The organism is Streptomyces flaveolus (genome assembly GCF_014648815.1).
In the GTDB taxonomy this organism is placed as follows: domain Bacteria; phylum Actinomycetota; class Actinomycetes; order Streptomycetales; family Streptomycetaceae; genus Streptomyces; species Streptomyces flaveolus.
This window is the reverse complement of the sequence record NZ_BMRV01000006.1, coordinates 294867-308700: the sequence shown is the minus strand read 5'-3', so window position 1 is coordinate 308700 and position 13834 is coordinate 294867. Positions and strand designations below refer to the sequence as shown.

The window sequence follows — 13834 nt, the reverse complement described above, 5'->3', positions numbered from 1 at the left end:
CGCGCCCGCACCACGCGCCCCCTCAGTGGCCCCGGGCGCCCCACTTCCAGCCGAACCGGTGACACCACAGGTGAGTTCGCCCACAACGGCCCCTGGCGGAGGAGCGACCAAAGGTTTTGCGCCTTACGCTCGACGGACCGCACGACCCCCGTCTCTCCACATCCGCCAGCGGAGGTTTCTGCTTCATGAAGCTCACCGTCGTCGGCTGCTCGGGGTCGTTCCCGTCCGCGGAATCGGCCTGCTCGAGCTACCTCGTCGAGGCCGACGGCTTCCGGCTGCTCCTCGACCTGGGCAACGGCGCCCTCGGCGAGCTGCAGCGCCACTGCGGTCTCTACGACCTCGACGCGATCTTCCTCAGCCACCTGCACGCCGACCACTGCATCGACATGTGCGCCTACTTCGTGGCGCGCTACTACCGGCACGACGGCGGCCGCTGCGACCCCCTCCCCGTCTACGGACCCGAGGGCACCGAGCACCGGCTCACCACCGCCTACGCCGACACCCCCTCAGCCTCGTCCATGAGCGAGGTCTTCGACTTCCACACGGTCAAGCCGTCCACCTTCGACGTCGGCCCCTTCACCGTGCACACCGAGCGCGTCGCCCACCCCGTGGAGGCCTACGCCATCCGCGTCGAGCACGGCGGCCGGTCGCTGACGTACTCCGGCGACACCGGCACCACCCCCGTGCTGGACGAACTCGCCCGGGACACCGACCTGTTCCTGTGCGAGGCCGCCTTCACGCACGGCAAGGAGAACATCCCCGACCTGCACCTCAACGGGCGCGAGGCGGGGGAGAGCGCGAGCCGGGCGGGTGCCCGCCGCCTGGTCCTCACCCACATCCCGCCGTGGACCGACCCGCAGATCAACCTGGCCGACGCCCGCGAGGTCTACGACGGTCCGGTGGACGTGGCGGCGCCGGGCGCGGTGTACGAGATCTGACGCGAACGCCCACGCGGACGCGACGAGGCCCCCGGAGCTCTGCGGCTCCGGGGGCCTCGGTCATGCCGTGCTCATGCTGTGCGGCGGGGACTCACGCCTTGGTGAGGTCCTCGACCTCCTCCTCGGGCTCGCGGCCCGGGGTCTTGAGGTTGAACTTGATGATCGCGAAGCGGAACGTCACGTAGTAGATCGCCGCGAACACCAGACCGATCGGGATGATCAGCCATGGCTTGGTCGCCAGGTGCCAGTTCAGGGCGTAGTCGATGAAGCCGGCCGAGAAGTTGAAGCCGGCGTGCACCCCGAGGCCCCAGGTCACCGCCATCGAAATGGCCGTCAGCACCGCGTGCAGCACGTACAGGACCGGCGCGATGAACATGAACGAGAACTCGATCGGCTCGGTCACACCGGTGACGAACGAGGTCAGGGCGAGCGAGACCATCATGCCGAGGACGGCCTTGCGGCGCTCCGGGCGGGCGCAGTGGGCGATGGCGATCGCGGCGGCCGGCAGACCGAACATCATGATCGGGAAGAAGCCGGCCTGGAAGAGTCCGGCGTTCGGGTCGCCGGCCAGGAAGCGGGTGATGTCGCCGTGCACGACCTCACCGGCGGAGTTGGTGAAGTCGCCGAGCTGGAACCAGGCCACGGTGTTCACGAACTGGTGCATGCCGACCGGGATCAGCGCGCGGTTCACGCCGCCGAACAGGGCGGCGCCGCCGGAGCCGAGCCCGGTCATCCACTCGCCGAAGTTCGAGATGCCGGTGCCGATGGGCTCCCAGACCAGACCGAAGAAGACGCCGACGACGATGCCGACGAAGGCCATGATGATCGGCACCAGGCGGCGGCCGTTGAAGAAGCCGAGCCAGTCCACCAGCTTGGTGCGGTGGAACCGCTGCCACAGCACGGCGGAGAGCAGACCCATGATGATGCCGCCGAGCACACCCGGGTCGTTGTACGTCGCGGCGATGTCCTCGCCCTTCTGCACCACCGCCTCGGTGACCGGGAAGGCCTCCAGGACCTTGCTGTAGACGAGGAAGCCGACCACGGCGGCCAGTGCCGTCGAGCCGTCCGCCTTCTTGGCGAAGCCGATGGCCACGCCTATGCAGAACAGGATCGGCAGCGAGCCGGTGAGGGCACCGCCCGCGTTGTTGAAGACGGCGGCGACCTTGTCCCAGCCGAGGCCGTCCTTGCCGAAGATGTCGTCCTGGCCGAGCCGGACCATGATGCCCGCTGCCGGCAGTACGGCGATCGGGAGCTGCAGGCTGCGGCCGACCTTCTGCAGGCCCTGGAAAAGGCCCTGTCCCCGCTTCTTTGCGGGGGCCGCCGTTGCGGTGGCGGTGCTCATAAGTCCTCCATCGGGTGATGGTCTACACCACTGAGTGGTGTAGACCTGTTGTAGCACGATGAAGGCCGCGTAAGGAACCCGCGAATCCGCTACCGCGGCACTACGCGCAGTGCCGATCGAGCACCCCAGGTCAGACCCCCTCGACAGCGCACCGGAGCGCGCCGAAGGCCCCCGGACCAGAGGTCCGGGGGCCTTCGCGAGACCACGCCCCCAAGGGTACGTGAGGTCTATACCTTGGTGACGTCCTCGACCTCGTCCTCCGGCTCCCGCCCCGGAGTCTTCAGATCGAACTTCGTGATCGCGAACCGGAAAACCACGTAGTACACCACCGCGAAACACAGACCGATCGGAATGATCAGCCACGGCCTGGTCGCCAGGTTCCAGTTGATGACGTAGTCGATCAGCCCCGCCGAGAAGCTGAACCCGTCGTGCACCCCCAGCGCCCACGTCACCGCCATGGACACACCCGTCAGCACCGCGTGCACCGCGTACAGCGCCGGGGCGATGAACAGGAACGAGTACTCCAGCGGCTCGGTGATGCCCGTCACGAACGACGTCAGCGCCACCGACAGCATCAGGCCGCCGACCTCCTTGCGGCGGTGCGGCTTCGCGCAGTGTGTGATGGCCAGCGCGGCGGCCGGCAGCGCGAACATCATGATCGGGAAGAACCCCGACGTGAACTGACCCGCGTCCGGGTCCCCGGCGAGGAACATGTTGATGTCGCCGTGCACCACCGTGCCGTCCGGCTTCGTGAAACTGCCGAACTGGAACCACATCGGCACGTTCAGGAACTGATGCAGCCCGATCACCAGCAGCGCCCGGTTCGCCAGCCCGAACACGCCCGCGCCCCACGCGCCGATCCCGTTCAGCCAGTCGCTGAAACTCTCCAGCGCGTCGCCGATCGGCGGCCACACCCACAGACACAGCGCCGCGAACACGATCGCCACGAACGCCATGATGATCGGCACCAGTCGTCGGCCGTTGAAGAAGCCCAGCCAGTCCACCAGCTTCGTCCGGTGGAACCGCTGCCAGAAGAACGCCGACAGCAGCCCCATCACGATGCCGCCGAACACCCCCGGATTCTGGAAGACGAACGCCGTCACCGTGCCCGACCCGTCGGTCACCTGACAGCCGATCTGCGGGACCGCCTTCGACCCCTCCGGGCAGTCCTCCGGGAACTGCCGCAGCACGTTGTAGTAGACGAGGAACCCCGCCACCGCCGCCAGCGCCGTCGAACCGTCCGCCTTCTTCGCCATCCCGATGGCCACGCCGATGCAGAACAGCAGCGGCAGCCCCAGCGAACCGTCCAGCAGCGCGCCGCCCGCGCCCGTCATCACCTTCGAGACGTTCGTCCAGCCCAGGCCGTCGTCCCCGAACACGTCCGGCTGCCCCAGCCGGTTGAGAATGCCCGCGGCGGGCAGGACCGCGATGGGCAGCTGAAGACTGCGGCCCATCTTCTGCAACCCCTGGAACGCCTTGTTCCAGCGGGCACGCGCAGGACTGACCGCACTGTCGGCACTCATCCGGTCTCCATCCGGTCGCCGGTACACTGGTGTAGACCAGTTGCGGGACGGTTCCGCTGTCGTGACGCCATCATTCGGTACCCACCGCGTGACCGCTCGCGAAGATGGGCCAACTGTGGGTTACTGCGACAAAGCGGTTCGGATCAGGGAGAAGGAACATGGCCAGCAAGGCTGAGAAGATCGTCGCCGGCCTCGGCGGCATCGACAACATCGACGAGATCGAAGGCTGCATCACCCGCCTCCGCACCGAGGTCCACGACGCTTCCAAGGTCGACGAGGCCGCCCTGAAGGCCGCCGGCGCCCACGGCGTCGTCAAGATGGGCACCGCCATCCAGGTCGTCATCGGCACCGACGCCGACCCGATCGCCGCGGAGATCGAAGACATGATGTGAGCACCGGCTCACCGGCAAGGGGCCTTCCCCACTGCGGGACAGGCCCCTTCCCCATGGGCCGCTAGGCTCACCCGCATGTCACGAATCGACGGCCGCACCCCCCAACAGCTCCGCCCCGTCACCATCGAACGCGGCTGGAGCAAGCACGCCGAAGGCTCCGTCCTCGTCTCCTTCGGCGACACCAAGGTCCTCTGCACCGCCTCCGTCACCGAAGGCGTCCCGCGCTGGCGCAAGGGCAGCGGCGAAGGCTGGGTCACCGCCGAGTACGCCATGCTGCCCCGCGCCACCAACACCCGCGGCGACCGCGAATCGGTCAAGGGCCGCATCGGCGGCCGCACCCACGAGATCAGCCGCCTCATCGGCCGCTCCCTGCGCGCCGTCATCGACTACAAGGCGCTCGGCGAGAACACCATCGTCCTCGACTGCGACGTCCTCCAGGCCGACGGCGGCACCCGCACCGCGGCCATCACCGGCGCCTACGTCGCGCTGGCCGACGCCATCGGCTGGGCCCAGGGCAAGAAGCTGATCAAGGCCGGCCGCAAGCCCCTCATCGGCACCGTCTCCGCCGTCTCCGTCGGCATCGTCGGCGGCACCCCCCTCCTCGACCTCCGCTACGAGGAGGACGTCCGCGCCGACACCGACATGAACGTCGTCTGCACCGGCGACGGCCGCTTCGTCGAGGTCCAGGGCACCGCCGAGGCCGAACCCTTCGCCCGCGAGGAACTCAACGCCCTGCTCGACCTCGCCGCCGCCGGCTGCACCGAACTGGCCGAGCTGCAGCGCAAGGCGCTCGACACCGTCCTCGAACGGTAAAGAGGACGCCAAGAAAAGGACGCCCGGCGCGCAACTCGACCGCCCGCCGCGGCGTCTTCGGCAGTACGGGCGTACGACTCCATCGCCGTACGCCCGGCACAGCAACCGCACACGGGCCGCCCGGCCCTGTCCCAAGGGGAGGACCGAGACCCATGGCCGCGACCCGACGCAGCCGCCGTCGCCGCACCGCATACGCCGCCGCAGCCCTGGCGACCGCCGCCCTGACCGTGGGCCTGACCACCGGCTGCGACGCCGTCGACAAGGCACTCGACTGCGTCCAGACCGCCGACGCCATAGCCGACAGCGTCACCGCGCTCCAGCAGGCCGTGGAGAACGCGTCCAACGACCCGACGCAACTCGAGGAATCCCTCGACTCCATAGACAAGAACCTCGACAAGATCGGCGACCGCACCGACAACGCCGACGTCAACAAGGCGGTCGAGGACCTCGGCAAGGCCGTGGACAACATCCGGACGTCCGTCAGGAACGGCGACAACACCCCCGACATCAGCCCCGTCACCGACGCGGCCGGCGAACTGACGAAGGTCTGCACGCCGTAGGGAGGGCCCGGTCGAACCGGAGGCGGGGTCCGCAATACTGGGCCCCATGACCCGCCTGATCCTCGCCACCCGCAACGCCGGAAAGATCACCGAACTGAGGGCCATCCTCGCCGACGCGGGCCTGCCCCACGACCTCGTCGGCGCGGACGCCTACCCGGAGATCCCCGACGTCAAGGAAACCGGCGTCACCTTCGCCGAGAACGCCCTCCTCAAGGCCCACGCCCTCGCGCAGGCCACCGGCCTCCCCGCCGTCGCCGACGACTCCGGCCTCTGCGTCGACGTCCTGGGCGGCGCCCCCGGCATCTTCTCCGCCCGCTGGGCCGGCCGCCACGGCGACGACAAGGCCAACCTGGACCTCCTCCTCGCCCAGATCGGCGACATCGCGGACGAACACCGGGGCGCGCACTTCGCCTGCGCGGCGGCCCTGGCACTGCCCGACGGCACGGAACGCGTGGTCGAGGGCCAACTCCGCGGCACCCTCCGCCACACCCCCGCGGGCACGGGCGGCTTCGGCTACGACCCGATCCTCCAGCCGGACGGCGAGACCCGCACCTGCGCGGAACTGACGGCCGCGGAAAAGAACGCCATCAGCCACCGAGGCAAGGCCTTCCGGGCCTTGGTACCGGCGGTGCGGGAGCTGTTGGGCTGACTTCACGAAACGAGCCCCGCACCAAGAATCGAAGGTGCAGGGCTCGTTTTCCCTGTGGGCCCGGTGGGACTCGAACCCACGACACACCGGACCTAAACCGGCGCCCTCTTGGCCAGCTGGGGTACGGGCCCGCAGCGGTGCCTACTCTACTGGGCGCTGCGGGCCGTTCGTCGGCCTCCTCTGCACCAGGTGCTCGTGATCGCGTGACAGTTCGGGCACAGCAACCGCAGGTTCTCGCGCCGGTTGTCGCTCCAGTCGCCGTTGATGTGATCGATCTCCAGTGTCATGGGCTTACCGAGCCATTCCGGGGCAATTCCGCACCTGGCGCACTTCTCGGGAACACCGACTTGGCGAAGCGCGCGGCGTAGCAGAGAGGTCTTCGTCCGGCGACTGCCGTCCTGCGGGACCAGGATGTCCTCAGCGCACTTGGCTGACGTGCTTGTCCTGCCCCGTCGGTGTGCCTGCCCGAGGAAGTGGGACGTGTCGATGCCGTCTTCTGTGACCCACTGGTGAAACAGCGTGCGTAGCCGGCCGTTGCTGGGCCTCCCCAGAGCTTCCAGGGCACCTGCGGTGGAGACCGCTCCCACTACCGCGCTTCGTAGCTCGTCAACGGTTGGTCTCGGACGAGGGGCCCTGCCCCGTCGCCGACGCGGAAAATGTGAGATGTCGATGCCGAAGTGCTCGAAGCGCTTGTACAGATGCCGACGGAGATTGCGGTAGGGCTGGGTGCCAAAGAAGGCAATGACCTCGTCGATGTCGGAACATCTGGCGGCGGCTTCGGCCAGTCGCTCGCGGGTGTACTGCGTGCCGACGGTCACGAGGCACGCCCCTTGCTGCGGCCCCGGTAACTGTCCGTCGCCGCGTGGCAGTTGGGGCACAGGGTTCGGAGGTTCTCGATCTGGTTGTTCCGCCAGTTGCCATCGATGTGGTCGACCTCGAGCGGGAGCGGCTCCCCGAGCCACATCGGCTCGATCCCGCAGAGCGCGCAACGCTCCTCTGCGCCGAGTTCGAGCATCGCTCTCTTCAGTCGGCTGCCAGGTACGCGTTTGGCGTGGGCCAAGGTTTCCTCGACCAGGATCTCCTCTGCGGTTCGTCGGCGCCTGTTGTCCCTCTGCCGTTCGGTACGGACCGCTGCCGTGAAGTGCGAGGTGTCGATGCCGTGCGCCTCGATACGCCGAGAGATGTTCGTGTGGTGCCCTCCTACCAGGTCGAGACCGAGGCGACGTAGGACCTCGTTGACGCTGGTGGATGAGGCGACCACGGGTTCAAGGATGTCTTTGGTCCACTTGACGCCCTCGCGGCGGAAGTGCGATACGTCCACCCCGAACTGCCTCATCCGGCCCAGCACGTATCGCCGTGTCGGACTCTTCGGATCCACCCCCAGCCGCACCAACGCCTCGGACAGCGTCCGAGCCCCCCGAGCCGCCTCCTCCAGGCGCTCCCTGCTGTACGCGCTGGCCCCCATCGAGCCCCTCCGTTCTAGGCCACCCGTTCGTGGCCTCGTACGGAGTAACGAACCGTTTATCGGACCGTCACGCACGGCATGCGGAAGGGCCCGTACCGGAGATCTCCGGTACGGGCCCTCGCTGGGGGATCCTCAGATCCCCAAGTCCTTGATGATCTTGGCCACGTGGCCCGTCGCGCGGACGTTGTACAGGGCCCGTTCGACCTTGCCCTCCTCGTCCACGACGATCGTGGAGCGGATGACGCCCATGTAGGTCTTGCCGTAGTTCTTCTTCTCGCCGAAGGCGCCGTACGCGTCGAGGACCTTCTTGTCCGGGTCGGCGAGGAGCGTGACCTTGAGGGACTCCGTGTCGCGGAACTTGGCGAGCTTCTCCGGCTTGTCGGGGGAGATGCCGAGCACGTCGTAGCCGGCGGTGGCCAGCAGCTCCAGGTTGTCCGTGAAGTCGCACGCCTGCTTCGTGCAGCCGGGGGTAAGCGCGGCAGGGTAGAAGTAGACGATGACCTTGCGGCCCTTGTGGTCGGCCAGGGACACCTCGTTGCCGTCGGCGTCCGGGAGGGTGAAGGCGGGGGCCGGGTCCCCCGGCTGCAGTCGCTCGCTCATCGATCCAGCGTAACCGGGGGTCCTGACAGTGCAGAGCAACGAGTAGCTGACAGACTGTCCGGAACAGCGTCAGCAGACTTCGGAGGCCGTACGGTGGCGGACACGTCGGACATCAGAACCCCGGCGCAGATCGAGGCGGACATCAAGCGCCGCCGCGAGGTGCTGGCCGAGACGCTCGACGAGATCGGGGTGCGGGTGCACCCGAAGACGATCATGGGCGATGCGAAGGCCAAGGTCGCTTCCAGCGTCGATCACACACTCGGACGGGCGTACGTCCAGGTCAATCGTGTGGTCAGCGATGTGAAGTCGCAGTTCGTGGACGAGGAGGGCTCGCCGCGGTTGGAGCGCGTCGTGCCCGTGGCGCTCGTCGTGGTCGGAGTGGTGGGGCTGCTCACCCTCGGTACCCGGCGGCGCAAGGGCTGAGGCGGGGCAGGTAGGTTTCAGGGCGTGAGCGCCAAGAGAAACGAGCACAGTTCCCCGGACGACAAGCTGCCCATCCGGATGCTGCACGACCGCGTACTCGTGCGGCAGGACACCAGCGAGGGCGAGCGGCGGTCCGGGGGCGGCATTCTGATCCCCGCCACGGCGGCGGTCGGCAAGCGGCTGGCCTGGGCCGAGGTCGTCGCGGTGGGGCAGAACGTGCGGACGGTGGAGCCCGGCGACCGGGTGCTGTACGACCCGGAGGACCGTGCGGAGGTCGAGGTGCGGGGCACCGCGTACGTGCTGATGCGCGAGCGTGACCTCCATGCCGTGGCCGCGGACCGGTTCGAGGGGTCCGAGGACTCGACCGGGCTGTATCTGTAGGACAGTCGCGAAGGGGCTGGTGACGACCGTCACCAGCCCCTTCGTGCTGTCTTTGCTACCTTGGAGCCATCCCGACGAGACGCGCCGTACCGGGTTGAAGGAAAAGACGACGCACCCCGTTCAGTTCGCTCCACGGAGGTGCCTGTCATGGCGTGGGTTCTGCTTGTCGTCGCCGGTCTGCTCGAGGTCGGCTGGTCGGTCGGGATGAAGTACACCGACGGTTTCACCCGGCTCGTGCCGAGTCTGTTCACCGGCGCCGGGATCGTGGCCAGCATGGTGCTGCTGTCGTACGCCGCCCGGACGCTGCCCATCGGTACGGCCTACGGCGTGTGGGTGGGGATCGGTGCGGCCGGGGCGGCGGTGCTCGGCATGGTGGTGCTGGGTGAGCCGGCGACCGCCGCCCGGATCTTCTTCATCTGTCTGCTGCTGGTCGCCGTGGTGGGGCTGAAGGCGACCTCGGGTCACTGACCCGGCGCGGGGCTCACTCGTCCCGCGGGGTGGCGGGGAGGCCGCCGACGAATCCGCCGGTGTCCGACTCTCCGCCGCCCGCTCCGCTCGAGTCCCCGCCGTCGCTGCCGCCGTCGCCGTTGTCCCCGTCCCCGCCGCCGGTGGGGCCGGGTTCGGTGCTGGCGCCGCCGATGGTGGGGCCGCCGGTCGTGGGGTCGCCGTCGTCGCCGCTGTCGCCCGGTTCGGTGCTGGCGCCGCCGTTCTCGCCGGGGGTGGCGGTGTCGGTCTCCTGGTCGTCGGTGCCTTCCTCGTCGCCCGTGCCGCCGTCGGACTCGTCGCCGGTGCCGGTGTCGTCGGAGGGGTCGGCGGAGGGCGGCGCGGTGACGTCGGCGCCCGCCTGGAGCTGGAGGTCGAAGGAGCTGACCGGCTCGCCCTTCAGGGCGTTGCGGGTGTACTGGGCCCAGATCTCGGCGGGCGCCCCGCCGCCGTTGATGCGGTCGAGGCCCATGACGCCGTACAGGGACTTGTGGGCGGCGGTGACCGGGTCCTGGCCCATGACGGCGACGACGGTGGCGAGGTCGGGGGTGTAGCCGGCGAACCAGGCGGCCGTGTCCTCCTCGGCGGTGCCGGTCTTGCCGGCGGCGGGGCGGCCGGCGGCCTGGGCGGCGGTGGCGGTGCCGTTCTGGACCACGCTGCGCAGCACGGACGTGGTGGTGTCGGCGGCCTCGCGGCTGACGGCCTGGCTCTCGTGCCGCTCGGGCAGCTCGACCTCGTGCTTGCCGTCCTTCATGACCTTCTCGACCAGGGTGTACCGGGCGTGCCGGCCGTGGTTGGCGAGGGTGGCGTAGGCCTGGGCCATGTCGAGGGGGCTGGCGGTGGCGGTGCCGAGGGCGATGGCGGGGCCCTCCGGCATCTCCGGGGTGTCGGCGGCCAGTCCGAGGTCGACCGCGGTCTCCTTGACCTTGCTGGGGCCGACGTCGACGGCCATCTGCGCGTACACGGCGTTCACGGACTTGTCGGTGGCCTCGCGGACGGTGATGCTGCCGTAGTCGTGGTGGTCCTCGTTCTCGGGGGCGTAGCTGGTGCCGCTCCAGCCCTCGACGGGCCGTTCGCTGTCGCCCTCGTAGATCGTGTTCGGGTTGATCATGCGGCCGTCCTGGGTGTCGGAGTGGTTCTCGACGGCCGCGGTGAAGACGAAGGGCTTGAAGGTGGAGCCGACCTGGAAGTCCCGGCGGGTGGCGTTGGGGGTGTACTGCTTGACGTAGTCGATGCCGTTGTACATCGCCACGACCTTGCCGGTCTTCGGGTCGACGGAGGCGCCGCCGGCGCGGACATAGGTGTCGACCTTGCGGTCCTTGTCCAGTTCGGACATCAGCTTGTCGTCGACGGCCTTGACGAAGGCGTCCTGCTTGTCCTTCTGGAGGGTGGTGGTGATGCGGTAGCCGCCGCGGTCGAGGTCTTCCTCGTCGACGATGCCGTTCTTGATCAGGTAGTCCTTGACGATGCGGACGACGTAGCCGCGCTGTCCGGACATGCCGGTGGAGACGGTGGTCTGCTTGGGAGTGGGGAACTTCAGCCCGGCGCGTTCGGCCTGGTCGAGCCACTTCATCTTGACCATGCCGTCCAGCACGTAGTTCCAGCGGGCCTCGGCGGCGCCCTTGTTCTCCGGGTGGGCGACGACGTCGTACTGGCTGGGCGCGTTGAGCAGGGAGGCCAGGTAGGCGCCCTGGGCGGCGGTGAGCTCGGTGGCGTCGATGCCGTAGTAGGCCTGGGCGGCGGCCTGGATGCCGTAGGCGCCGCGGCCGAAGAAGCTGGTGTTGAGGTAGCCCTCGAGGATCTCGTTCTTGCTCTTCTCCCGGTCGAGCTTGATCGAGATGAAGAACTCCTTCACCTTGCGGGTGACGGTCTGCTCCTGCGCCAGGTAGTAGTTCTTGACGTACTGCTGGGTGATCGTGGAGCCGGACTGCTTGCCCTTGCCGGTGGCGGTGTTCCAGCCGGCCCGGATCATCGCCTTGGGGTCGATGGCGGACTCGGTGTAGAAGTCGCGGTCCTCGGCGGCGAGGACGGCGTGCTGGGCGTCCTTGGAGATCCGGGCGAGGCCGACGTTCTCCCGGTTGACCTCGCCGTCGCGGGCGAGGACGCTGCCGTCGGCGTACAGGTAGACGTTGCTCTGCTGGGTGGCGAGGGCGTTGGCCGACGGGATCTGGACCAGCGAGTAGCCGAGGAAGAAGCCGCCGATCACCAGCAGGACGCCGACGACGAAGGCGCCCAGCGTCATGCGCCAGGTGGGAATCAGCCGGCGCCATCCGGTCCGCTTGGGCCTCTTCGGTTTCTTCGGCGTCGCCGTTCCCGGTTCCGAGCCCTGGTCAGGCTGCTGCGGCTCGTCGCTCATCTCGTGCACGGACTCCTGTTTCGCGTCGTACGGTCTGGTCTCGTACGGCCTTGTGCGCTTCTGCGCCCTCTGTTGAAGACTCTCGCACCGGGCGTTCCGTTCCCGCTCTGCGGCACACCTGTGAAATTGGGTGCCGTCGTCCGGGGTTCCGAACGGTGCCCCGGTAATTCCGTGGTGTGCCCCGTGGCCGTCGTACTAGGCTCCTGCGCTTTGCCGCCGTGCGGAGGTGAGGGCTGTGGGCGTGGGTTCGGGGCGGTTGTACGCGGCCGTCGCGGTGGGGGGATTCAGACGGTACGCGACGTATCGGGCGGCCACCGCCGCCGGGGTGTTCACCAACACGGTCTTCGGGTTGGTCCTGGTGTACACCTATCTGGCCCTGTGGGACGAGAAACCACAGCTCGGGGGCTATGACCAGGCGCAGGCGGTCACGTTCGTGTGGCTGGGGCAGGCCCTGCTGGCGGCGCTGGCGATCGGTGGCGGCGGCGTCGAGGCCGAGTTGATGGAGCGCATCCGTTCGGGTGACATCGCCGTCGATCTGTACCGGCCGGCCGATCTTCAGCTGTGGTGGCTGGCGGCGGACGCGGGGCGGGCGCTGTTCCAGTTGCTGGGGCGCGGGGTGGTGCCGTTCGTGTTCGGGGCGCTGTTCTTTCCGGTGGCGCTGCCGCGGGAGGTGTCCGCGTGGCTGGCGTTCCTGGTGGCGGTGGGGCTGGCGATGCTGGTGGGTTTCGCGCTGCGCTACCTGGTGGCGCTGTCGGCGTTCTGGCTGCTGGACGGCACGGGGGTGGCGCAGCTGGCGTGGATCCTGGGGCTGTTCTGCTCGGGGATGCTGCTGCCGCTGAACGTGTTCCCGGGGGCGCTCGGCGAGGTCGTACGGGTGCTCCCGTGGTCGTCGCTGCTCCAGGCGCCGGCCGATGTGCTGCTGGGGGAGGCGGATCCCCTGGGGACCTTCGTCTTCCAGGCCGGGTGGGCGGTGGCGCTGCTGGCGGTGGGGCGGCTGGTGCAGTCGGCGGCGACGCGGCGGGTGGTGGTGCAGGGTGGCTGAGACGGTGGCGGACGCGGACGTGCACGCGGATGCGCAGGGGTGGGCGGGGCGGGGTGGCCGGGTCGTCGCGGGGCTGCGGGCGTACGGGCTGATCGCGGGGATGTGGATCCGGTCGACGATGGCGTACCGGGTCTCTTTCGCGCTGTCGACGTTCGCGAACTTCGCGGTGACCCTGCTGGACTTCGTGGCGATCCTGCTGATGTTCTCCCGGGTCGACGCGCTGGGTGGTTACTCGCTGTCCGAGGTGGCGTTCCTGTACGGGCTGTCCGGGGTCGCCTTCGGGCTGGCCGACCTGGCGATCGGCTCGATGGAGCGGCTGGGGCGGCGGGTGCGGGACGGCACGCTGGACACGCTGCTGGTGCGTCCGGCGCCGGTGCTGGCGCAGGTGGCCGCGGACCGGTTCGCGCTGCGCCGGCTGGGCCGGGTGACGCAGGGCGCGCTGGTGCTGGGGTACGCGCTGGTGGTGCTGGACATCGACTGGTCGGCGGCGAAGCTGCTGCTGATGCCGGTGATGCTGCTCAGCGGCGCGGGGATCTTCGGCGCGGTGTTCGTGGCGGCGGCGGCCTTCCAGTTCGTGGCGCAGGACGCCTCGGAGGTGTCGAACGCCTTCACGTACGGCGGCACGACGATGCTGCAGTACCCGCCGACGGTGTTCGCGCAGGAGCTGGTGCGGGGGGTGACGTTCGTGGTGCCGCTGGCGTTCGTCAACTGGCTGCCGGCGAGCTATGTGCTGGAGCGGCCGTATCCGCTGGCCCTGCCCGGGTGGGTGGCGTTCACGCCGCCGCTGGTGGCCGTGGCCTGTTGTGCGCTCGCGGGGCTGGCGTGGCGGGCGGGGCTTCGTTCGTACCGGAGTACAGGGAGTTAGCG

At 69.0% G+C, this 13834-nt stretch carries 16 protein-coding genes, 1 tRNA gene and 1 riboswitch; of the genes, 10 read left to right on the top strand and 7 right to left on the bottom strand.

Annotated elements, in window-relative coordinates:
* Positions 1 to 185: 185 nt before the first annotated feature.
* Positions 186 to 938, top strand: coding sequence for an MBL fold metallo-hydrolase (locus IEZ05_RS17175; protein ID WP_189230989.1), 753 nt, complete (start codon positions 186 to 188; stop codon positions 936 to 938).
* Positions 939 to 1029: 91 nt separating this feature from the next.
* On the opposite strand, the gene IEZ05_RS17170 is transcribed toward IEZ05_RS17175, so the two are convergent.
* A complete protein-coding gene (locus tag IEZ05_RS17170) occupies positions 1030 to 2280 on the bottom strand; it encodes a PTS transporter subunit EIIC (RefSeq protein WP_189230988.1) in 1251 nt (416 codons plus the stop codon).
* Positions 2281 to 2507: 227 nt separating this feature from the next.
* Positions 2508 to 3803, bottom strand: coding sequence for a PTS transporter subunit EIIC (locus IEZ05_RS17165; protein WP_189230987.1), 1296 nt, complete (start codon positions 3801 to 3803; stop codon positions 2508 to 2510).
* Positions 3804 to 3961: 158 nt separating this feature from the next.
* On the opposite strand from IEZ05_RS17165, the gene IEZ05_RS17160 reads away from it, so the two are divergent.
* From IEZ05_RS17160 to rdgB, 4 genes are all read left to right on the top strand, one after another.
* On the top strand, positions 3962 to 4195 hold the full coding sequence (locus IEZ05_RS17160) for a glucose PTS transporter subunit EIIB (protein ID WP_071383815.1): 234 nt from the start codon (positions 3962 to 3964) through the stop codon (positions 4193 to 4195).
* 75 nt (positions 4196 to 4270) lie between these two features.
* Entirely contained in the window at positions 4271 to 5008 is a 738-nt protein-coding gene (rph, locus tag IEZ05_RS17155) for a ribonuclease PH (RefSeq protein WP_189230986.1), read from the top strand.
* 152 nt (positions 5009 to 5160) lie between these two features.
* Positions 5161 to 5568 (top strand): hypothetical protein, encoded by a 408-nt coding sequence (locus IEZ05_RS17150; RefSeq protein ID WP_189230985.1) that lies wholly within the window; start codon positions 5161 to 5163, stop codon positions 5566 to 5568.
* Positions 5569 to 5614: 46 nt separating this feature from the next.
* On the top strand, positions 5615 to 6217 hold the full coding sequence (rdgB, locus tag IEZ05_RS17145; RefSeq protein ID WP_189230984.1) for an RdgB/HAM1 family non-canonical purine NTP pyrophosphatase: 603 nt from the start codon (positions 5615 to 5617) through the stop codon (positions 6215 to 6217).
* Positions 6218 to 6272: 55 nt separating this feature from the next.
* Here rdgB and IEZ05_RS17140 read toward each other — a convergent pair.
* The 4 genes from IEZ05_RS17140 to bcp all read right to left on the bottom strand — a co-directional run bounded on the left by IEZ05_RS17140 (position 6273) and on the right by bcp (position 8282).
* A tRNA-Leu gene (locus IEZ05_RS17140) sits at positions 6273 to 6348 on the bottom strand.
* A 15-nt stretch (positions 6349 to 6363) separates the two neighbouring features.
* The gene (locus tag IEZ05_RS17135; RefSeq protein WP_189230983.1) at positions 6364 to 7035 is read right to left on the bottom strand and encodes an HNH endonuclease; all 672 of its coding nucleotides are present in this window, start codon (positions 7033 to 7035) and stop codon (positions 6364 to 6366) included.
* Entirely contained in the window at positions 7032 to 7682 is a 651-nt protein-coding gene (locus IEZ05_RS17130; protein ID WP_189230982.1) for an HNH endonuclease, read from the bottom strand. Before IEZ05_RS17130 ends, IEZ05_RS17135 begins: the two co-directional genes overlap by 4 nt.
* Positions 7683 to 7814: 132 nt before the next feature.
* Complete coding sequence (gene bcp, locus IEZ05_RS17125; RefSeq protein WP_189230981.1) at positions 7815 to 8282, bottom strand: thioredoxin-dependent thiol peroxidase; 468 nt, start codon at positions 8280 to 8282, stop codon at positions 7815 to 7817.
* Positions 8283 to 8375: 93 nt separating this feature from the next.
* Here bcp and IEZ05_RS17120 point away from each other — a divergent pair, with 93 nt between their 5' ends.
* The 3 genes from IEZ05_RS17120 (at position 8376) to sugE (ending at position 9554) form a co-directional block, all read left to right on the top strand.
* Complete coding sequence (locus tag IEZ05_RS17120) at positions 8376 to 8705, top strand: DUF3618 domain-containing protein (RefSeq protein WP_189230980.1); 330 nt, start codon at positions 8376 to 8378, stop codon at positions 8703 to 8705.
* A gap of 24 nt (positions 8706 to 8729) precedes the next feature.
* The gene (locus IEZ05_RS17115; protein ID WP_189230979.1) at positions 8730 to 9086 is read left to right on the top strand and encodes a GroES family chaperonin; all 357 of its coding nucleotides are present in this window, start codon (positions 8730 to 8732) and stop codon (positions 9084 to 9086) included.
* Between the two features lie 49 nt (positions 9087 to 9135).
* A riboswitch (guanidine-III (ykkC-III) riboswitch) is annotated at positions 9136 to 9202 on the top strand.
* A gap of 31 nt (positions 9203 to 9233) precedes the next feature.
* On the top strand, positions 9234 to 9554 hold the full coding sequence (gene sugE / locus IEZ05_RS17110) for a quaternary ammonium compound efflux SMR transporter SugE (protein ID WP_189230978.1): 321 nt from the start codon (positions 9234 to 9236) through the stop codon (positions 9552 to 9554).
* Between the two features lie 13 nt (positions 9555 to 9567).
* On the opposite strand, the gene IEZ05_RS17105 is transcribed toward sugE, so the two are convergent.
* Positions 9568 to 11925 (bottom strand): transglycosylase domain-containing protein, encoded by a 2358-nt coding sequence (locus tag IEZ05_RS17105; RefSeq protein ID WP_189230977.1) that lies wholly within the window; start codon positions 11923 to 11925, stop codon positions 9568 to 9570.
* A gap of 235 nt (positions 11926 to 12160) precedes the next feature.
* Between IEZ05_RS17105 and IEZ05_RS17100 the strand changes: the two genes are divergently transcribed.
* Both IEZ05_RS17100 and IEZ05_RS17095 read left to right on the top strand, forming a co-directional pair.
* Positions 12161 to 12967 carry an ABC transporter permease gene (locus tag IEZ05_RS17100; protein WP_189230976.1) on the top strand — a complete coding sequence of 269 codons (807 nt, stop codon included), beginning with the start codon at positions 12161 to 12163 and terminating at the stop codon, positions 12965 to 12967.
* Positions 12960 to 13832: an ABC transporter permease gene (locus IEZ05_RS17095; RefSeq protein WP_373298798.1), complete on the top strand. Its 873-nt coding sequence runs from the start codon at positions 12960 to 12962 to the stop codon at positions 13830 to 13832. Before IEZ05_RS17100 ends, IEZ05_RS17095 begins: the two co-directional genes overlap by 8 nt.
* Positions 13833 to 13834: the final 2 nt, after the last annotated feature.